Origin of the sequence: Pseudoalteromonas sp. B131b (assembly GCF_037162545.1) — a bacterium.
GTDB lineage: Bacteria > Pseudomonadota > Gammaproteobacteria > Enterobacterales > Alteromonadaceae > Pseudoalteromonas > Pseudoalteromonas fuliginea.
On the sequence record NZ_JARLUZ010000001.1, the window covers coordinates 3748839 to 3764957 of the forward strand.

General features: G+C 40.1%; 13 protein-coding genes. 7 read left to right on the top strand and 6 right to left on the bottom strand.

Annotated features, from left to right (window positions below; genetic code table 11):
* Nucleotides 1-32: 32 nt before the first annotated feature.
* Both P4S65_RS17175 and hrpB read right to left on the bottom strand, forming a co-directional pair.
* On the bottom strand, nt 33-497 hold the full coding sequence (locus tag P4S65_RS17175) for a nuclear transport factor 2 family protein (protein WP_337120653.1): 465 nt from the start codon (nt 495-497) through the stop codon (nt 33-35).
* Nucleotides 498-588: 91 nt separating this feature from the next.
* A complete protein-coding gene (gene hrpB / locus P4S65_RS17180) occupies nt 589-3015 on the bottom strand; it encodes an ATP-dependent helicase HrpB (protein ID WP_337120654.1) in 2427 nt (808 codons plus the stop codon).
* 285 nt (nt 3016-3300) lie between these two features.
* Between hrpB and P4S65_RS17185 the strand changes: the two genes are divergently transcribed.
* Nucleotides 3301-3498 carry a CsbD family protein gene (locus P4S65_RS17185; protein ID WP_008132353.1) on the top strand — a complete coding sequence of 66 codons (198 nt, stop codon included), beginning with the start codon at nt 3301-3303 and terminating at the stop codon, nt 3496-3498.
* A gap of 61 nt (nt 3499-3559) precedes the next feature.
* Here the strand turns inward: P4S65_RS17185 and P4S65_RS17190 are convergent, their stop codons facing one another.
* Complete coding sequence (locus P4S65_RS17190) at nt 3560-5821, bottom strand: xanthine dehydrogenase family protein molybdopterin-binding subunit (RefSeq protein ID WP_337120655.1); 2262 nt, start codon at nt 5819-5821, stop codon at nt 3560-3562.
* Complete coding sequence (locus P4S65_RS17195) at nt 5818-6315, bottom strand: (2Fe-2S)-binding protein (protein ID WP_170072025.1); 498 nt, start codon at nt 6313-6315, stop codon at nt 5818-5820. Before P4S65_RS17195 ends, P4S65_RS17190 begins: the two co-directional genes overlap by 4 nt.
* Nucleotides 6316-6729: 414 nt before the next feature.
* Here P4S65_RS17195 and P4S65_RS17200 point away from each other — a divergent pair, with 414 nt between their 5' ends.
* Nucleotides 6730-7362 (top strand): RpiB/LacA/LacB family sugar-phosphate isomerase, encoded by a 633-nt coding sequence (locus P4S65_RS17200; protein ID WP_007376162.1) that lies wholly within the window; start codon nt 6730-6732, stop codon nt 7360-7362.
* A 157-nt stretch (nt 7363-7519) separates the two neighbouring features.
* On the opposite strand, the gene P4S65_RS17205 is transcribed toward P4S65_RS17200, so the two are convergent.
* Nucleotides 7520-7657, bottom strand: a complete 138-nt coding sequence (locus P4S65_RS17205; RefSeq protein WP_198403029.1) for a hypothetical protein — start codon at nt 7655-7657, stop codon at nt 7520-7522.
* A gap of 553 nt (nt 7658-8210) precedes the next feature.
* Between P4S65_RS17205 and P4S65_RS17210 the strand changes: the two genes are divergently transcribed.
* The 5 genes from P4S65_RS17210 (at nt 8211) to P4S65_RS17230 (ending at nt 13373) form a co-directional block, all read left to right on the top strand.
* Complete coding sequence (locus P4S65_RS17210) at nt 8211-8669, top strand: hypothetical protein (RefSeq protein WP_337120656.1); 459 nt, start codon at nt 8211-8213, stop codon at nt 8667-8669.
* A gap of 705 nt (nt 8670-9374) precedes the next feature.
* On the top strand, nt 9375-9830 hold the full coding sequence (locus tag P4S65_RS17215; protein WP_337120657.1) for a hypothetical protein: 456 nt from the start codon (nt 9375-9377) through the stop codon (nt 9828-9830).
* Between the two features lie 44 nt (nt 9831-9874).
* A protein-coding gene (locus P4S65_RS17220) for an IS3 family transposase (RefSeq protein ID WP_337119367.1) occupies nt 9875-11055 on the top strand; the annotation gives its coding sequence in 2 pieces (ribosomal slippage) (nt 9875-10133 and nt 10133-11055; 1182 coding nt in all).
* Between the two features lie 186 nt (nt 11056-11241).
* Complete coding sequence (locus P4S65_RS17225) at nt 11242-11736, top strand: ADP-ribosylation factor-like protein (RefSeq protein ID WP_337120658.1); 495 nt, start codon at nt 11242-11244, stop codon at nt 11734-11736.
* On the top strand, nt 11682-13373 hold the full coding sequence (locus P4S65_RS17230; protein WP_337120659.1) for a COR domain-containing protein: 1692 nt from the start codon (nt 11682-11684) through the stop codon (nt 13371-13373). Before P4S65_RS17225 ends, P4S65_RS17230 begins: the two co-directional genes overlap by 55 nt.
* A gap of 108 nt (nt 13374-13481) precedes the next feature.
* Here the strand turns inward: P4S65_RS17230 and metH are convergent, their stop codons facing one another.
* A complete protein-coding gene (metH, locus tag P4S65_RS17235; RefSeq protein WP_096793542.1) occupies nt 13482-16112 on the bottom strand; it encodes a methionine synthase in 2631 nt (876 codons plus the stop codon).
* Nucleotides 16113-16119 lie beyond the last annotated feature (7 nt).

Genomic DNA, 16119 nt, shown 5'->3' on the forward strand with positions numbered 1-16119 from the left:
AATTAATAAAAATGCTTATAAGACTTTAAGTATTATTCATGGTATTTGCGGATCATCGCCACTTTGCCGTTTTCAATTTCGATTACTTCCATCATTGTGGAGGTGTATTCTATTGGCTGCTTACTTTGTGGGTGAATACCTTTTGCAAAATTCTTATAACGAATAGCAAAGCCTGTATCGTTAAACACAAATGTATTAAGCAGTGTGCTTTCAAACAACGTGTGTGCACCTAAGTAAAAACTCATACCTTTGCGCATCTGCTTTTTACCATCTGGAGTACGTGAGTCATCCGGTTGATACGGAATATGCAGATTGCCAATATCATCGGTTAACAATGCAAGGTAAGCCTCAAGCTCTTTAGCACCTGCGTTAGGTGCTTGTGTGGCGGTCATTGTTTTATAGTACTGCTGCGCAAACGCATTTAAGTCGAGTGGCTTTTCAGCATTCGCCGAAAAAGCAGTTACTAAAGCCAAACCTAATGCTAAAAGTAACCTCATTGACTATTCCCTGTAGCTAAAAATATTTTATAGGTACATTACCTTAGTAAGTTCAATAATCAAACAAAATCAGTTTTAAGTGAATTAACACCTACATTTTACTTTTCACTCTGTTGGTTGCAACGCTATTAGCGGGGTCATCTGGCCAAAAGTGCTTAGGGTAGCGGCCTTTCATTTCCTTTTGCACATCGCGGTAACTGCTAGCCCAAAAGTGGGCTAAATCTTGAGTAAGTTGCAATGAGCGTTTACCTGGCGATAGCAACTCCATAAGCAGTGACAGCTTACCGTTGGCAAGCATAGGCGTACTGGTCAAGCCGTAAACCTCTTGCATACGCACGCTTAGCTTTGCGGGGCCATCAAGCTGGTATTCTATTTTTATATTTGAGCCACTTGGTACCGTTAAGCGCAGTGGTAACAATGCTTTTAACGCGGTTTGTTGTTGCCAATCAAAACAGTTTTGTAATGCTTCAAAGTAGTTAAACTTTTTAAGCTGCGTGAGCGTTTTAATATCTTCTAAAAACACGCCTAGCCACTGCGCTGCATTTTGAATAAGTTGTTGCTCGTTTATTTGCGGGAATTTATCGGGCATTAAATTACTTGCTAAGCTCATACGTATCAGCAATTGTTGCGCATCAGGTTGCTCGTTAAATAATGCAAAACCGTGTTTAGCAAATAAGCTGAGCCACGCTTTAGCACGCTCGCTCTTATCTAGTTTTTGTTTACTAGGCTGGCTGCTGAGCGTTATAGCCCCGAGCTTTACTTCATCTTGATGAATAAAACGTGCTGATTTTTCATCAAACTCACAACGAGTAAGGTCACTAAATAAATGCGGTAAAAATTCTTGTAACTCAAATGGGTTAAGCGCGGTGGCTGCAAATATACGCCCTCCTTTGTGCCCGCCCATGGTTGCTATAGCTAAGTAATCGTCGTTGTGCCAGTAATCGGCATTTAACTCAGCACCTGCACCATTGGCAAGTAGGTAACCATTACCGCGTTTTTTAGCAATACGATCGGGGTATGCCAATGCCACTAGCAAACTAATATAATGCGTATTTAATTCGCTGTTTTCGTCTTTTACTTTTAAGCGGCTTTGCCAATATTTTAACTGCTGTTTAAATACCGGATGCGGACGTTGCTGTTGGCTATGCAACGCTAAACTCAACTCGTTTGCACTGTTTACTCGGCTCTCAAGTAATGCCACTAAATAAATAGCGAGCCTAAAAATACCAGGGAGTTGGTCATCAAGTATTTGTGCTTTTAGTAGCATATGCGCCAAACGAATATCAGCACCAAAACCTAACATTTTACTGCCAAGCGGTGTGAGCTTACCCTTGCTATCAATAGCTTCTAGCATGTTGAGCAGGTTACTTGCTTGCTCGCATTGTTGCTCAGTGGGCTTATCGAGCAAGGTTAGATCATCAGTACTGGCTCCCCACTGCTTTGCCTCAAGCATAAGCTGGCTTATGTCTGATGTGAGTATTTCGGGATTGTCGTGGCTATTACGTCGCTCAAAGGTTTGCTTTGAGCCAATTCGATAAACAATACCAGGCTCTATTCGCCCTGCACGTCCTGCACGCTGCACAGCAGAGGAGCGTGATATACTTTGTGTTGTGAGCTCTGTAACCCCTGTTTTTAAATTAAAAGAGGCTGCACGGCGCTTGCCGCTGTCAATTACAATGCGTATGCCTTCAATAGTTAAACTGGTTTCGGCTACATTAGTGGTAAGCACTACTTTGCGCATGCCGTTTGGTGCAGGAGCAATAGCAGCTTGCTGATTGGCCTTATCTTGCTCGCCAAATAGCGTTGTAACTTGGCAGTTACTGGGTAAATCGCTCAGTGCTTGTTGCACGCGTAGTATCTCAAACTGCCCAGGTAAAAATACCAATGCGCTGCCTGTTTGCTCATTAAGTGCTTGTTTTATTATGTTAGGAATTGCATCAAGCCAGCGACTTTCATCTTTTATGGGTATGTATACTTCGTCTATTGGATAGCTGCGACCGCTTGATTGAATTACAGGGCAGTCAAAAAACGCAGTGTAACGCTCTGTATCAAGCGTTGCCGACATAAGCATAATGGTTAAATCTTCACGTAGCGCACTTTGGGTTTCAAGCGCAAAGGCAAGTGAGGTATCTGCTGCAATTGAACGTTCATGAAATTCATCAAATATCAGTAAATCAACATCGCTTAATTCGGGGTCGTTTTGCAGTATGCGCGTTAGCATGCCTTCGGTGACTATTTCGAGGCGCGTATTAGCGCTTACTTTACTCTCGCCTCTAATCCGCAAGCCCACACTTTGCCCAACACTCTCGTTTTGGCACTTTGCTAGGTAGCTGGCAATATTACGTGCAGCTATTCGGCGAGGCTCTAGCATTACAATACGTTTAAAATGCCCATCGCGCATAAGCTGCAGCGGCAACCACGTAGATTTACCCGCACCAGGCGGCGCTTGTAATAACGTAATAGGATTACTTTGTAATGTAGTAACGAGTTGTTGATATATGTCTTGAACCGGCAGCACTGCTATTTACCCAAAATTGCTTTGCGTGCATTGTAACAAAAACCAAAAATAAACGCGCCGCTAAAGCTATGTGGTTATAAGGGATTTAATAAAGGGTTACATAATCAGAAATAATTACAGACCGCTCTGTACATTTTTTAAGGATGTTTTCACAACATTAATCATTACTGCCTCAATAAAAGCATAACACCATGATTATAAATGCAAAATAAAAATTTAACTTATTGGTACACGCCTTGCTCCTTCTATACTGAACGTTAATTAAATCTAAGTAAGGAGAAACTTATGAACAGCGATCGTATGAAAGGTAATTGGAACGAACTTAAAGGTAAGGCTCAACAAAAATGGGGCGATCTTACCAACGACGATTTAGACAAAATTGAAGGTAGCCGTACAGAGCTAGTGGGTAAAATTCAACAGCAATACGGTAAATCTAAAGAAGAAGCAGAGCGTGAAGTTGATGAGTTTGAAAAAACTCACTAATCGCTAACTTCTAAAAAAACCGCCGAATGGCGGTTTTTTTGTTTAAGCTGTAGTTATTTAGCTACGCTTTTAACTGGTCACCTATTGGTAACTGCCTAATACGCTTTCCGCACGCCGCAAAAATAGCATTACATAATGCTGGCGCATAAACCGGTGTAGATGGCTCGCCTACCCCTGCTGGTGGTGCATCACTTTGTATAATTTCAACTTCAATCTCAAGAGGTGAGTCGCTCATACGCGGTACGCGATAATCATGAAAGTTACTTTGCTGTACACGGCCTTTATCAAAGGTAATACCATCGCTGATTGCAGTTGTAATCCCGTAAATAGAACCACCTTGGGTTTGATTTTTAACGGTGTCGGTGTTTACAACCGTACCCGCATCAATAGCCACCCACGATTTAATTACTTTTAAATCACCAGCATCCGATACTTCTACTTCAACTACCGTCGCTACGTAAGTTAAAAAGCTTCTATGAGCTGCTATACCTAAACCTCGCCCTTTAGGAAGCTCGCGACCCCATTTACTTATGTCAGCTACTTTTTCAATAACATGGCGCAGCCTGCCAATATCTAACGGATAAACCGCTTTATCGCCACCGTAATTATCGTATGTAGCATTTTGCTCTGTTACATCAACAATACGACTCGGACCTATAGTGTCTAGTAAATAGTCTTTTTGGTCACGGCCAGCTTTGTGCGCCGCTTCGCCAATAAATGACTGAATAGCAAAGGCATGAAAAATATTTGATACAGAACGCATCCAACCAATTCGTGCTTTGGCTTGCGCATCACCGTTTTCTAACTTCATGTTAGGTGTGTTAATTGGGTTATCGGTAAACCCTAAGCGCAGTTCAAAGCTCCCTGGCGTAGTCGCCCCTTCTGAAAAGGTAGAGGTAATTGGTGAAAATGCGGTGCGGTGCAAATACGATTCTATAGCGCCATTTTTATCTAGCGATGCTTCAATGTGCTGAGCTGAAACTGCATGGTAAAAGCCATGTTGTATGTCGTCTTCACGCGTCCACTGCACACGAATGGGTTTGCCTACTTTCATTGAAAGATAAGCTGCTTCTGCTGAAAAGTCAGGTTTTGACTTACGCCCAAAACCGCCGCCGAGCATAGTAACGTGAACATTAATTTTGCTCTCATCCATGCCAAGCATTGCAGCCACTGTTTTCATATCGGCTTGTGGATTTTGCGTAGCAGCCCATATATCAATACTGTCTTTGTTGTACATAGCCGTTGCACAAGGCGGCTCCATTGGGGCTTGAGCAAGGTGCGGCGCGTAATAATCAGCTACCAATTTATTGCTCGATTTAGCCAACACGCCCATAGCATCGCCTTTATCACGTATGTTTGCCTGTGGAGTTTGTACTGTTTTTAATAATGACTTTTTAAATTCTTTTGAATTGTAATCCCCATTTTTGCCATCATCCCACACGACTTTTAATGCTTTACGCCCTTGCCATGCAGCCCATGTGTTTTTAGCTATAATCGCAATGCCACCTTTTGGCTGAAACTGCGGTGCGCCTTTTGGTGCAGGTATTTCAATAACATCTATAACGCCGTTTATCGCTTTTGTAGCACTGGCATCAAATGACTTAACAACACCGCCCACTACCGGCGGGCGTTCAATTATAGCCACCAGCGCTTGTGGTTCGCGTACATCGGCTGCAAATATAGCTTTGCCTGTTACTAAGTCGGCTAAATCTATGTGCGCCATGCCGGTATTAATATAGCGCCATTCTTTGCGTGTTTTAAGTGTTAGTTTGTCAGCTTCTGGTGGCGTTATTGTAAGCGCTAGGTCGATTAAATCTTTATAAGTAAGCGATTTACCTGAGCTGTGTGTAACAACGTGTTGATTAGCAGTACAGGTTTGTGGCTCAACTTTCCAATACTTAGCAGCAGCATGCTGCATCATGTAACGCACACTTGCGCCCATTTCACGCAGGCGCTGCATGTTGTAGCGGATACTGCGCGAGCCATCGGTATTTTGATCGCCGTATTTAGGGTCGCCCTTCCCCTGAATAACAATAACCTTATCCCACGCGGCTTCCATTTCATCGGCAACTATTTGTGCAATCGCGGTGCGAATTTGTTGACCCATTTCAGAGCGATGACACGTTATTTCAACCATGCCGTCAGGGCGCAGTGCAATAAATAAGTTTGCGCGTTTTGCAAGCTCAGATGGCTGTTCTAACACACCCGCAAATGCTCTTGGCGCACGGCCTACAAAATAAGTACCGAGTACTAACGCACCTATTGCACTGGTTTTTAAAAATTGACGGCGGTTTAAATCAAAGTATTTATTATCTTGGCTCATACTTCTTCCCCTTGCTCATTTGGGTCAAAATACTGCACGCCCGCAATAGTTTTAGCGGCTGATTTAATTGCTTTATGAATGCGCGGATATGTACCACAACGGCAAATGTTTCCCGACATGTTACTTACTATTTCATCATCGGTTGGGTTTGGATTAGCAGCTAATAAACTCGCCGCTTGCATCATTTGGCCGCACTGACAAAAGCCACATTGCGGTACTTTATGCTCAACCCATGCTTGTTGCACTGGATGGTCGCCATCTTCACTTAGCCCTTCAATTGTAGTAATTGAAAGACCCGCTACTGCCGCTACAGGTAATACACACGAGCGCTGAGCTACCCCATCAATATGCACAGTACACGCACCGCACTGAGCCATACCACAGCCAAATTTAGGGCCGGTTAAATTCAATTCGTCTCGGAGATACCATAATACTGGCGTTGACGGATCGCCAGAAAACTCATGTTTATTACCATTAATGGTAAGCGTGATCATACTAAACTCCTTGGCAAAGCGCTTTACAGGAGGGTTCCTTGTCGCGCGAGAACTATTTTTAATTACTTACTATTTTATACTTACTACTTTTAGCCTACCACTTAGATCTGTTTTATAAAAATACTAATTATTAGAACGTTAGTAAAAATAGGACAACCAACTAACCACAATTTAGATAAAATTTAGGTAGCCGTAAACAGCTTGTTGGTAAAATTGAGCAACAATACGCTAAACCAAGAAAAGTAAATGAGTTGAGAAAGGTTATTAATTTATAAGCATTTTAACTAAAGTAGTGCATCACTGTAGCTATCCAAAACTTTATAATGGATAAATTACTGTTCTGACAACCCACAATTGCCACCGGTGGCAATTGAATGTAGAATAAATTTAATATTAATTAATTTGGTAAAATCTATGAAAATCGCATTAATGAATGAATTTAGTCAAGCAGCAAAAAACCCTATTGTACTTGAGCAACTTAATACTGTGGCCAAAGCCCAAGATCATCAGGTATTTAATGTTGGCATGGATGGTGACAACGACCATAGATTAACATATATCCACCTAGGAATTATCGCCAGCCTATTGCTTAACTCTAAAGCTGTGGACTTTGTTGTAACAGGTTGTGGCACAGGCCAAGGTGCACTTATGGCTAGCAATGCTTTTCCGGGTGTTGCATGTGGTTATTGTATTGACCCTTCTGATGCATATCTATTTGCACAAATAAACAATGGTAATGCACTGGCTTTACCGTATGCAAAAGGTTTTGGGTGGGGTGCTGAGCTAAATATAAAATACATTTTCGAAAAAGCATTTACAGGTGAAAAAGGTCAAGGTTATCCAGCTGATCGTAAAGAATCTCAAGTGACTAACGCTGGTATTTTAAGTCAATTAAAAGTAGATATAGCTAAAGATTATCTCAAGGCACTTGAATCGATAGACCCCGACCTTATTAAACAAGCTATTGGCGGCTCACGGTTTCAAGATTGTTTCTTTAAGCATTGTAAAGACGAAGCAATAGCAGCATTTGTTAAAGCTAGAGCTTAATAATAAAATTGTCACATAGCCTGAGTTCTGGTTAAGAGATTTACTAATATATTGAACCATAATGATATTTAGATTTATTATCCAGAGTTCAGGTTACATACCTCTAATAGCAGCTTCTGCATCATCTTGGGATAACAACTACTCACGTCTTTAAGACCTAAAGCCAACCTGCAGTGAGGTAATAGCAGCCAATAATGGTTACATGTAGTATGTAACTATAACGCCCATTTTTAAACGTATAATGGTGATTACCGCCAGCGCCACTAACCGTTACATCGCCGTTAAATAAAACCATATCAGGCTTATCCTTTGCTCTTTTATTAATACCCCACACCGTATTGCTCTGATCCAATAATTTTGGACACCTCTGTAAGTAAAGTAAACTAAACTCACACAAGTGAAATATGACTAATACTAATCCGCAGTAATACTCGATTCAATTTGAGGGCTTAAACCTGACGCTAACTGTGTCAAAAATTTCTGATATACGACTGCACGGATGCAAGAAGTAGAGCAATGCAGGAGCAATTAGTGATAACAACTAAATAACGAAATTTTTGCCGTGTTATCGACACGATTTTCTTACCTCAAAATAGCTCACTTAATTAAGCAGATTGGTATCAACGTAAAGCGTATTCATGCAAAAAATTATGCAATCCGAAAAAATACGGTATCTTGCCCGCTACATATATGTTTTTCTCGAAATCACAAATAAAAAATTTACGATTTCGAGAATTAAATATAGAACAACAATCTAAAAACAGTTTTAAATTGCAAAATCAACAACTTAAATGTTGGCAGATTTATTGCTAATCCATGCTAAGTATTTTTATAAAAAGAGAGTTCACATGGACATAAAGCGTGACACATCAAGCAAGAAGACGGTAAATCGCCGTTACCTGTTAGTAGCCGTTTTAATTTTCTTAGTAATCTGGATAGTATTCAAATTTCAATCGAGCCAAAATCACAAAGTAGATTCGTCATCGCTTTCTATTGCTGAGGTAAAGAGAGGCAATTTACCTTTAGAAGTCAAAGGATTTGGCGTGCTGGAATCTGAAAGAAAACGCCTAATCACGGTACCCTTTTCAGCTGTAGTGGAAGAAGTCCTGTTGAAGCCTGGCGCGACGGTAAAACCGGATAGTGTTATTTTACGCATGTCTAACCCGGAGATAGATCAGGCAGTATTACAAGCGAAACAGGTCAAAAATAGCGCGAAGGTCGCATTAAAACAACTGCAACTTGAGCATCAAAAAGAGAATATGATAAACCTGAATAAATTGGCCGATACACAATTTGATACAAATTAGGTTAACGTGTTGAGCTAGTAATGGGGTTGGTAAAACCATTAGATTTGATTGAGCCTGCACGTTAACCGCTCATATTTTAAATACTGGATATGCCCAATGTTTGAGCCACAAAGGGTTGGTTATGTGTAAGCATAAACCACAGACTTGTTACAGCGCAGTGTGTAAACACAGCCATAAACTGGACTGACATTGGTACTAAACGATGACTGAGGCGAAAGCCAATGGCCTTAATTAATCATCAATAATGCTTAATTAAACTGCCTAAATTCATATGGGTGACTGGTGCATATTCACACCAATCGACGTCATTACTAGGTGCGTAGTCATATTTAAATTGAGTTTAAATAATAAGAACACTTGGTTTTTGAATAAAAAGATCAAGGAAACACAGCTGCCTGCTTGACCGGAACTTTCTAATGGGTGACCCTTTTGGCTTTTCCGCTCAAATGTAGTCTATAAACTTCATTTATAACCTTTATTAAAGTTCACTTTTTACAGAAAGCGTAAAACTGATTTTTATCCTACTAATAAAATTTAATTAATTTCTTAAATCAGTTAACCTATATCTACTTGAAAACGATACCTATAGAAAATCAATATCATGAATTTAAGGGACTAAAATGAATAATCACTCCAACAATATTGACTCTACTCAGGAGTTGTACACCCTTAACGAGTACAATGCTAAAGTAATTGATAAAATAAATGAAGCTCTCACAAGTCAAGGGAGAACTGAAGCAAAACAATCAAAAAAATGGTTCCTTTCAACAGGGTACTAATTATTATGTAGATAAGGATGGAGAAATTATATACATATGTATATTTTCTTATGTCCATGAAGGTGAGGATGATTTTAATTTTGATTTTCTTAAAACTATTAAGCTGAACCACATAAAAAGATTTGTTCTTATAGTAGATAAATTAGCTACTGTAGAATATTTATCTCATCTCACATCCTTAGAAGAAATTTTTATTATTACAAACAATGAAGTTCACTTAAATGATCTAGGAAAGCTAAAACTCTTAAACACATTAGAATTAAACTCTTCCTTTCAATCAAACTTAGTCCCCTTAAAAGATCTAACTAACCTAGAGAAAATGAGTGTTACCGTCGAAGATGAATCCGTTTGTAGTGGTACAGTGATTTTGGCCACCCATTAAGAAAGAAATGTTATGCTAATAAGCATACAAATTTGGGTGAAAAAATGACGAAATTAAAACGCGCAACATATTCAGCGGCAATTAAATTAGAAACGGCTCAGCTTGTAGTAGACCAAGGTTATACGCAAGAAGACGCAGCAAAAGCTATGGGGGTGGGTAAATCAACCGTAAGTAAATGGGTTACTCAATTAAAGCTAGAACGCAATGGTCAGACACCCACAGCTTCACCAATGACGCCCGAACAAATTGAAATCCGCGAACTTAAAAAGCAAATCCAACGCATTGAATTAGAAAAGGATATATTAAAAAAGGCTACCGCTCTCTTGATGTCCGACTCCCTGAACAATTCTCGTTAATCGAGAAGTTAAATCAACGAGAGCGTTATCCAGTTAGTCTGCTGTGTAGCGTATTCAATGTGCATCGCAGCAGCTATAAGTACTGGGCCATACGGGATACAGCGCCGACACCTGAGCAAGCAAGATTAGAGGCTGAAGTAAAAGCAATACATGCGATGAGTGGTGGTTCAGCAGGGGCACGGACAATCGCAGCGATAGCAACGAACAATGATTTTGAATTGAGCCGTTATCGTGCAGCTAAGCTAATGGTTAAATTAAAGCTCGAAAGCTGCCAAGTACCTCAACATTCATATAAACGTGGTGGTAATGAACACCTTGAAATCCCAAACCTGCTTGATAGACAGTTTGATGTTGTTGAGCCGGATACCGTGTGGTGCGGTGATGTGACGTATATTTGGACAGGCAATCGCTGGGCTTATTTAGCCGTGGTTATTGATTTATTTGCACGCAAAGTGGTTGGCTGGGCAATGTCGTTGTCACCAGATACTAATTTAACGCTAAAAGCGCTTGAACTCGCATATGAAAGCAGAGGGAAACCGACAGGACTCATGTTCCATTCAGACCAAGGTAGCCATTATACAAGTTTAAAATATCGTCAACGTTTATGGCGCTATAAAATCACACAAAGTATGAGTAGACGTGGAAATTGTTGGGATAATGCGCCAATGGAGCGATTTTTTAGAAGCTTTAAGACGGAATGGATGCCAAAGATTGGATATGGAAACTTTATAGACGCTAAATATAGCGTGAGTGATTACATAAATGGATATTACAACAATGTTAGGCCGCATCATTATAATGCCGGTTTAGCACCAAATGAATCTGAGGTTAGATATCAAGATTCTAAAACTGTGGCCAAAATTAGTTGACCACTACAGTTTTGTTTCCCATCAAAGAGCTGAAAAATCTAAAAGAGCTAAACTTATCTGGCAGCAAGATAAATAATCTAGAGTTGTTTAGTAATGGTTTTCCAAATTTAGCTAAGTTAAATTTGGCGGATTGTAATATAAAAAGAATTCCAGAAAGCTTTATAGATTCTAAATTACGAAGTTCATTTGGACCAACGCATAGATTTTCACTTCCTAGACTTCACCAATGAAGATAAATTAGCTAACTTTTACGGAAATAACCTGACTATTCCACCAATAGAAATAGTGAAGCAAGGAAACCTAGTAATGAAAAAGTATTATCAGTCATTACAAGGGGAAACATCAAAATTAAACGAAGCTAAGTTGGTTCTAGTCGGTGAAGGTGCAGCCGGTAAAACATCACTCATAAATCGCTTTACCAAAAATGAATTTAACCCTAGAGAGGACAAAACGGATGGTATTTCAATTACTCCATGGAAAATAAATGTAGATAAAGAAGAAATAACTCTTCACTGCTGGGATTTTGGTGGGCAAGAAATAATGAGAGCGACTCATCAGTTATTCCTTTCTGAGAGAAGTATTTACGTCATAGTATTAGATGGAAGAAAAGATGAGAACCCTGAGCATTGGCTGAAACAAGTCTTAGCTGTAAGCAAAAACTCCCCATTCTCATTGTTTTGAATAAAATTGACGACCATTATGATGACAACATTCGAAGACAGCATTTAAAAGAAAAGTACCCTAATATTCTTGGTTTTTATAAAGCGTCATGTAAATCAGGCACTGGTATAGCCAAGCTCAAAAATACTATAAAAGAAGAAGTCGCTAAGCTTGAAATGAGAAATTTTGTATTAGCTAAAAACTGGCTTGCAATAAAAGACGATTTGGGAGAATTAAAAAAAGAGTCTGACCATATATCTCACCAAGATTTTACCAAAATATGTACAAAACATTCGATTGAAGATCATCAAGTACAAAATATTCTTCTAACACTTTTAAACGATTTAGGCCACATAATTCATTTTAAAGAGTTGCAAGAGTTACAAACTCAAGTCCTGAATCCGACTTGGATCACGGAAGGGATTTACACTCTTTTAAATTCAGATGAGCTAGCTAAAAATGACGGTGTTATAACTATCGCTGAAGCTGAAAAAATACTTGAGGAAAAGCTAGACTTTTCCAGATATAGAGGAAAGTCTGTTTATCTAATGCAAGTGATGGAACAGTTCGAACTTTGCTACAGTATAGACACTAAACGAAATGACAAAAAATTCTTGGTTCCAGATTTATTACCTACAGAACTGACTAGAAACCCGACTGTAGATGATGGTATTGAATTTATTTATAAATACAATGACTATATGCCTCCAGAATTAATGGCGCGCTTTATAGTTAAAAGTCACATCTATCAAATACCTAAAAAGTGCTGGAGATACGGCGTTCTTTTGAAACACAAAGCATTTAAATCTTCCGCGCTAATTACTCAAGATAAAGAAGACCGAATAATAAAAATCAAAGTAGATGGAGCCGAGAGACGTAGCTTTTTAGCTGTATTACGTAGCTATTTTTCTGAAATACATTCAAGTTATAAAACTGAAAACATTGGTCTAGAAGAGCTTTTACCGCTTAGATGTACTGAAACCAATAAAGAAAGTTACCTTCCTTACGAACGATTAATAAAAATTGAGCAGCGTTTACTTACAGGTATTGGAAGTGATATTCAGTATGACCATATATTAAATATTGATTATTCAGTTGCAAAAATATTGGATGGCATTGAGAAGCCTGAAAGTAGACATCAAAGTTATAAAGATTTAGAAGAGAGGCTTACCGTGAATATTACACAAAATCAGACTGCAAACCCTGTAATAACAAATACCGCATCTCAACATAATGAACAAAGTTCTACCTTGACATCAAATATTAGTATAAACATCCAGCTAAAGGATTTTAGTAGTGATATGAAAAGCTGGAGCCAAGACCTATTCGAAGATTTAGTAGAAGATGAGGATGTAATTTCAAATAATGACACAGCTAAACTCTTAAAACGCTCTCAAAAAGAAATGGAAAGACTTTCTGCACCTCTAGATGAAATTGAGGATATTGAAAATAAAGAGGAAGCATCAAATAAGTCTGATAATTTTTCTAGGGTTAAAAACTTCCTTGAAGATGCATTAAATAAAACAAATAAAACTGGTGAGCTATTAGATAAGACGGGGGAAGGTATAAAGAAACTGCAATCTTTAGCAAGCAAATACAATAAAGTTGCAGAGCTATGTGCGATGCCTACAGTACCCAGTTTTTTACTGGGTAAATAATTATTTCTATCATAAATACCTATAATTTAAAGCTACAAAAAACGAGCCACTTTGGGCTCGTTTCTGTTTTACTAACAGCTGACCGCTTAGCTAATTAACCACTTAGCTCTATTCCGGCTCATAACCCAAATTAGGCGATAGCCATCTTTCAGCTTCTTCAAGCGTCATATTGGTTCGTTTAGCATAATCTTCAACTTGATCGCGTTGTACTGCGGCTACTGCGTAGTATTTAGCCTCAGGGTGTGAGAAGTACCAACCCGAAACAGCAGCACCTGGCCACATGGCGTACGAACTAGTTAGCTGTATACCAATGCGCTTTTCGGTATCGAGCAACTGCCAAATTTTCTTTTTCTCGGTGTGCTCTGGGCACGCAGGGTAACCTGGCGCTGGGCGAATACCTTGGTAGTTTTCGCGTATTAGCTCATCGTTTGCTAGGTTTTCGTCTGGTGCAAAACCCCAATACTCTTTACGTACTTTTTCGTGTAAGTATTCTGCAAACGCTTCAGCGAGCCTATCGGCAACCGCTTTTACCATTATTTTATTGTAGTCGTCTTGCTGTGCGTCAAACGCATTTGCTAAGTCGTCTTCTTCTAGGCCGCCCGTTACTGCAAACGCGCCAAAGTAATCAGGCGTGCCTTTGGGTGCTATGTAGTCGGCTAGGCAATAATTAGCAAAGTCGGTTTTTTCGGTTTGCTGACGTAAATGGCACGAAGTAGTTAATACTTCTTTGCGTGTTTCGTCGGTGTATATTTCTATGTCATCACCAACGCGGTTAGCAGGGAATAAACCTATTACGCCAAGTGGTTGCAAACTGCCTGCTTTTTCAAGGTCGTCTAACATATCGTTAGCGTCTTTAAATAAGCTTTGCGCTTGCTCGCCTACTACTTCATCGTCCATTATGCGCGGGTATTTACCGGCGATTGACCACGTCATAAAGTATGGCGTCCAATCTATGTATTTACGTAAAGTCGCGATTGATATATTTTTAAACTCGGTCACGCCCAGCTTTTTAGGCACTGGGGGTGTGTAGTTATCCCAATCAAGCTTTGCTGCGTTATCGCGTGCGCGCTGGATTGTAACAGGCTTAGAGCGTGGTTTTTTACGCGCTTGTTGCTCGCGTACTTTTACATATTCCGCTTGTGTTTTAGCTAAAAAGTCAGGTTTAAACTCTTTCGATAATAAGTTCGAAACCACACCCACCGCACGGCTGGCGTTATTTACATACACAACGCCTTTGTCATATTGCGGCTCAATTTTTACTGCTGTATGCGCTTTAGAGGTAGTTGCACCACCAATGAGTAGCGGCAGTTCAAAACCACGGCGTTTCATTTCTTTTGCTACGTGTACCATTTCGTCAAGCGATGGGGTAATTAAGCCCGATAAACCAATAATATCGGCTTTTTCGTCGATGGCGGTTTGCAGTATTTTATCGGCAGGTACCATTACGCCTAAATCAATAACTTCGTAGTTATTACATTGTAGTACCACGCCTACAATATTTTTACCTATGTCGTGTACGTCACCTTTTACGGTCGCCATCACTATTTTACCGTTAGTTGAGCCTTCTTCTTTTTCAAGCTCAATGTATGGGTCTAGGTAGGCTACAGCTCGCTTCATTACGCGCGCCGATTTAACCACTTGTGGTAAAAACATCTTACCTGCGCCAAATAAATCTCCTACTACGTTCATGCCGTCCATTAACGGCCCTTCAATTACGTGAATAGGTTTAGCTGCTGCGGCGCGGCATTCTTCGGTATCTTCATCTATAAAGGTAGTAATACCTTTAACAAGCGCGTGCTCAAGGCGTTTTGCAACAGGCCATGTGCGCCACTCTAAATCTTCTACTCGCTCGGCTTGCGCCATACCCGAGTATTTTGGTGCAAGCTCAACTAAGCGCTCGCCTGCACATGGGTCTGTGTTAAGTATTACGTCGGTAACGGCTTTGCGTAGTTCTTCTGGTATATCATCGTAAACGGCGAGTTGCCCCGCATTTACAATACCCATGTCCATACCGGCTTGAATAGCATGATATAAAAATACCGAGTGAATGGCTTCACGTACGGGGTTATTACCCCTAAACGAAAACGATACATTTGATACACCGCCCGACACTTTACAGTGCGGCAAATTTTGCTTAATGCGGCGTGTGCCTTCAATAAATTCTACGGCATAGTTGTCGTGCTCTTCAATACCGGTGGCTACGGCAAATATATTAGGGTCGAATATAATATCTTCTGGCGCAAAGCCAATGTCTTCTACCAATATTTTATAACTGCGCGCACATATTGCGAACTTACGGTCTGCCGTGTCGGCTTGCCCGTCGGTATCAAACGCCATTACAACAGCGGCTGCACCAAAGCGCTTTATTATTTTAGCTTGGCGAATAAATGGCTCTTCGCCCTCTTTTAGCGATATAGAATTAACAATTGCCTTGCCTTGAATACACTTTAAGCCTGCTTCTATTACTTCCCATTTTGAGGAGTCGACCATAATTGGTACGCGAGAAATATCAGGCTCTGAGGCTATTAAGTTTAAAAACTTAACCATGGCGGCTTTTGAGTCCAACATGGCTTCGTCCATGTTTATATCAATAACCTGTGCGCCATTTTCTACTTGTTCGCGGGCCACTGTTAGCGCGGCTTCAAAGTCTTCTTCCATGATTAAACGTTTAAACATGGCAGAACCGGTTACATTGGTACGTTCGCCGACATTAGTAAATACTGCTATTTGTTGGGTCATGTTGGCT

What these genes read in the sequence shown, in the direction of transcription:
- P4S65_RS17175 (WP_337120653.1), bottom strand. Translation starts at nt 497, where the DNA reads ATGAGGTTACTTTTAGCATTAGGTTTGGCTTTAGTAACTGCTTTTTCG.
- P4S65_RS17185 (WP_008132353.1), top strand. Translation starts at nt 3,301, where the DNA reads ATGAACAGCGATCGTATGAAAGGTAATTGGAACGAACTTAAAGGTAAG.
- P4S65_RS17190 (WP_337120655.1), bottom strand. Translation starts at nt 5,821, where the DNA reads ATGAGCCAAGATAATAAATACTTTGATTTAAACCGCCGTCAATTTTTA.
- P4S65_RS17195 (WP_170072025.1), bottom strand. Translation starts at nt 6,315, where the DNA reads ATGATCACGCTTACCATTAATGGTAATAAACATGAGTTTTCTGGCGAT.
- P4S65_RS17200 (WP_007376162.1), top strand. Translation starts at nt 6,730, where the DNA reads ATGAAAATCGCATTAATGAATGAATTTAGTCAAGCAGCAAAAAACCCT.
- P4S65_RS17205 (WP_198403029.1), bottom strand. Translation starts at nt 7,657, where the DNA reads ATGGTTTTATTTAACGGCGATGTAACGGTTAGTGGCGCTGGCGGTAAT.
- P4S65_RS17210 (WP_337120656.1), top strand. Translation starts at nt 8,211, where the DNA reads ATGGACATAAAGCGTGACACATCAAGCAAGAAGACGGTAAATCGCCGT.
- P4S65_RS17215 (WP_337120657.1), top strand. Translation starts at nt 9,375, where the DNA reads ATGAAGCTCTCACAAGTCAAGGGAGAACTGAAGCAAAACAATCAAAAA.
- metH (WP_096793542.1), bottom strand. Translation starts at nt 16,112, where the DNA reads ATGACCCAACAAATAGCAGTATTTACTAATGTCGGCGAACGTACCAAT.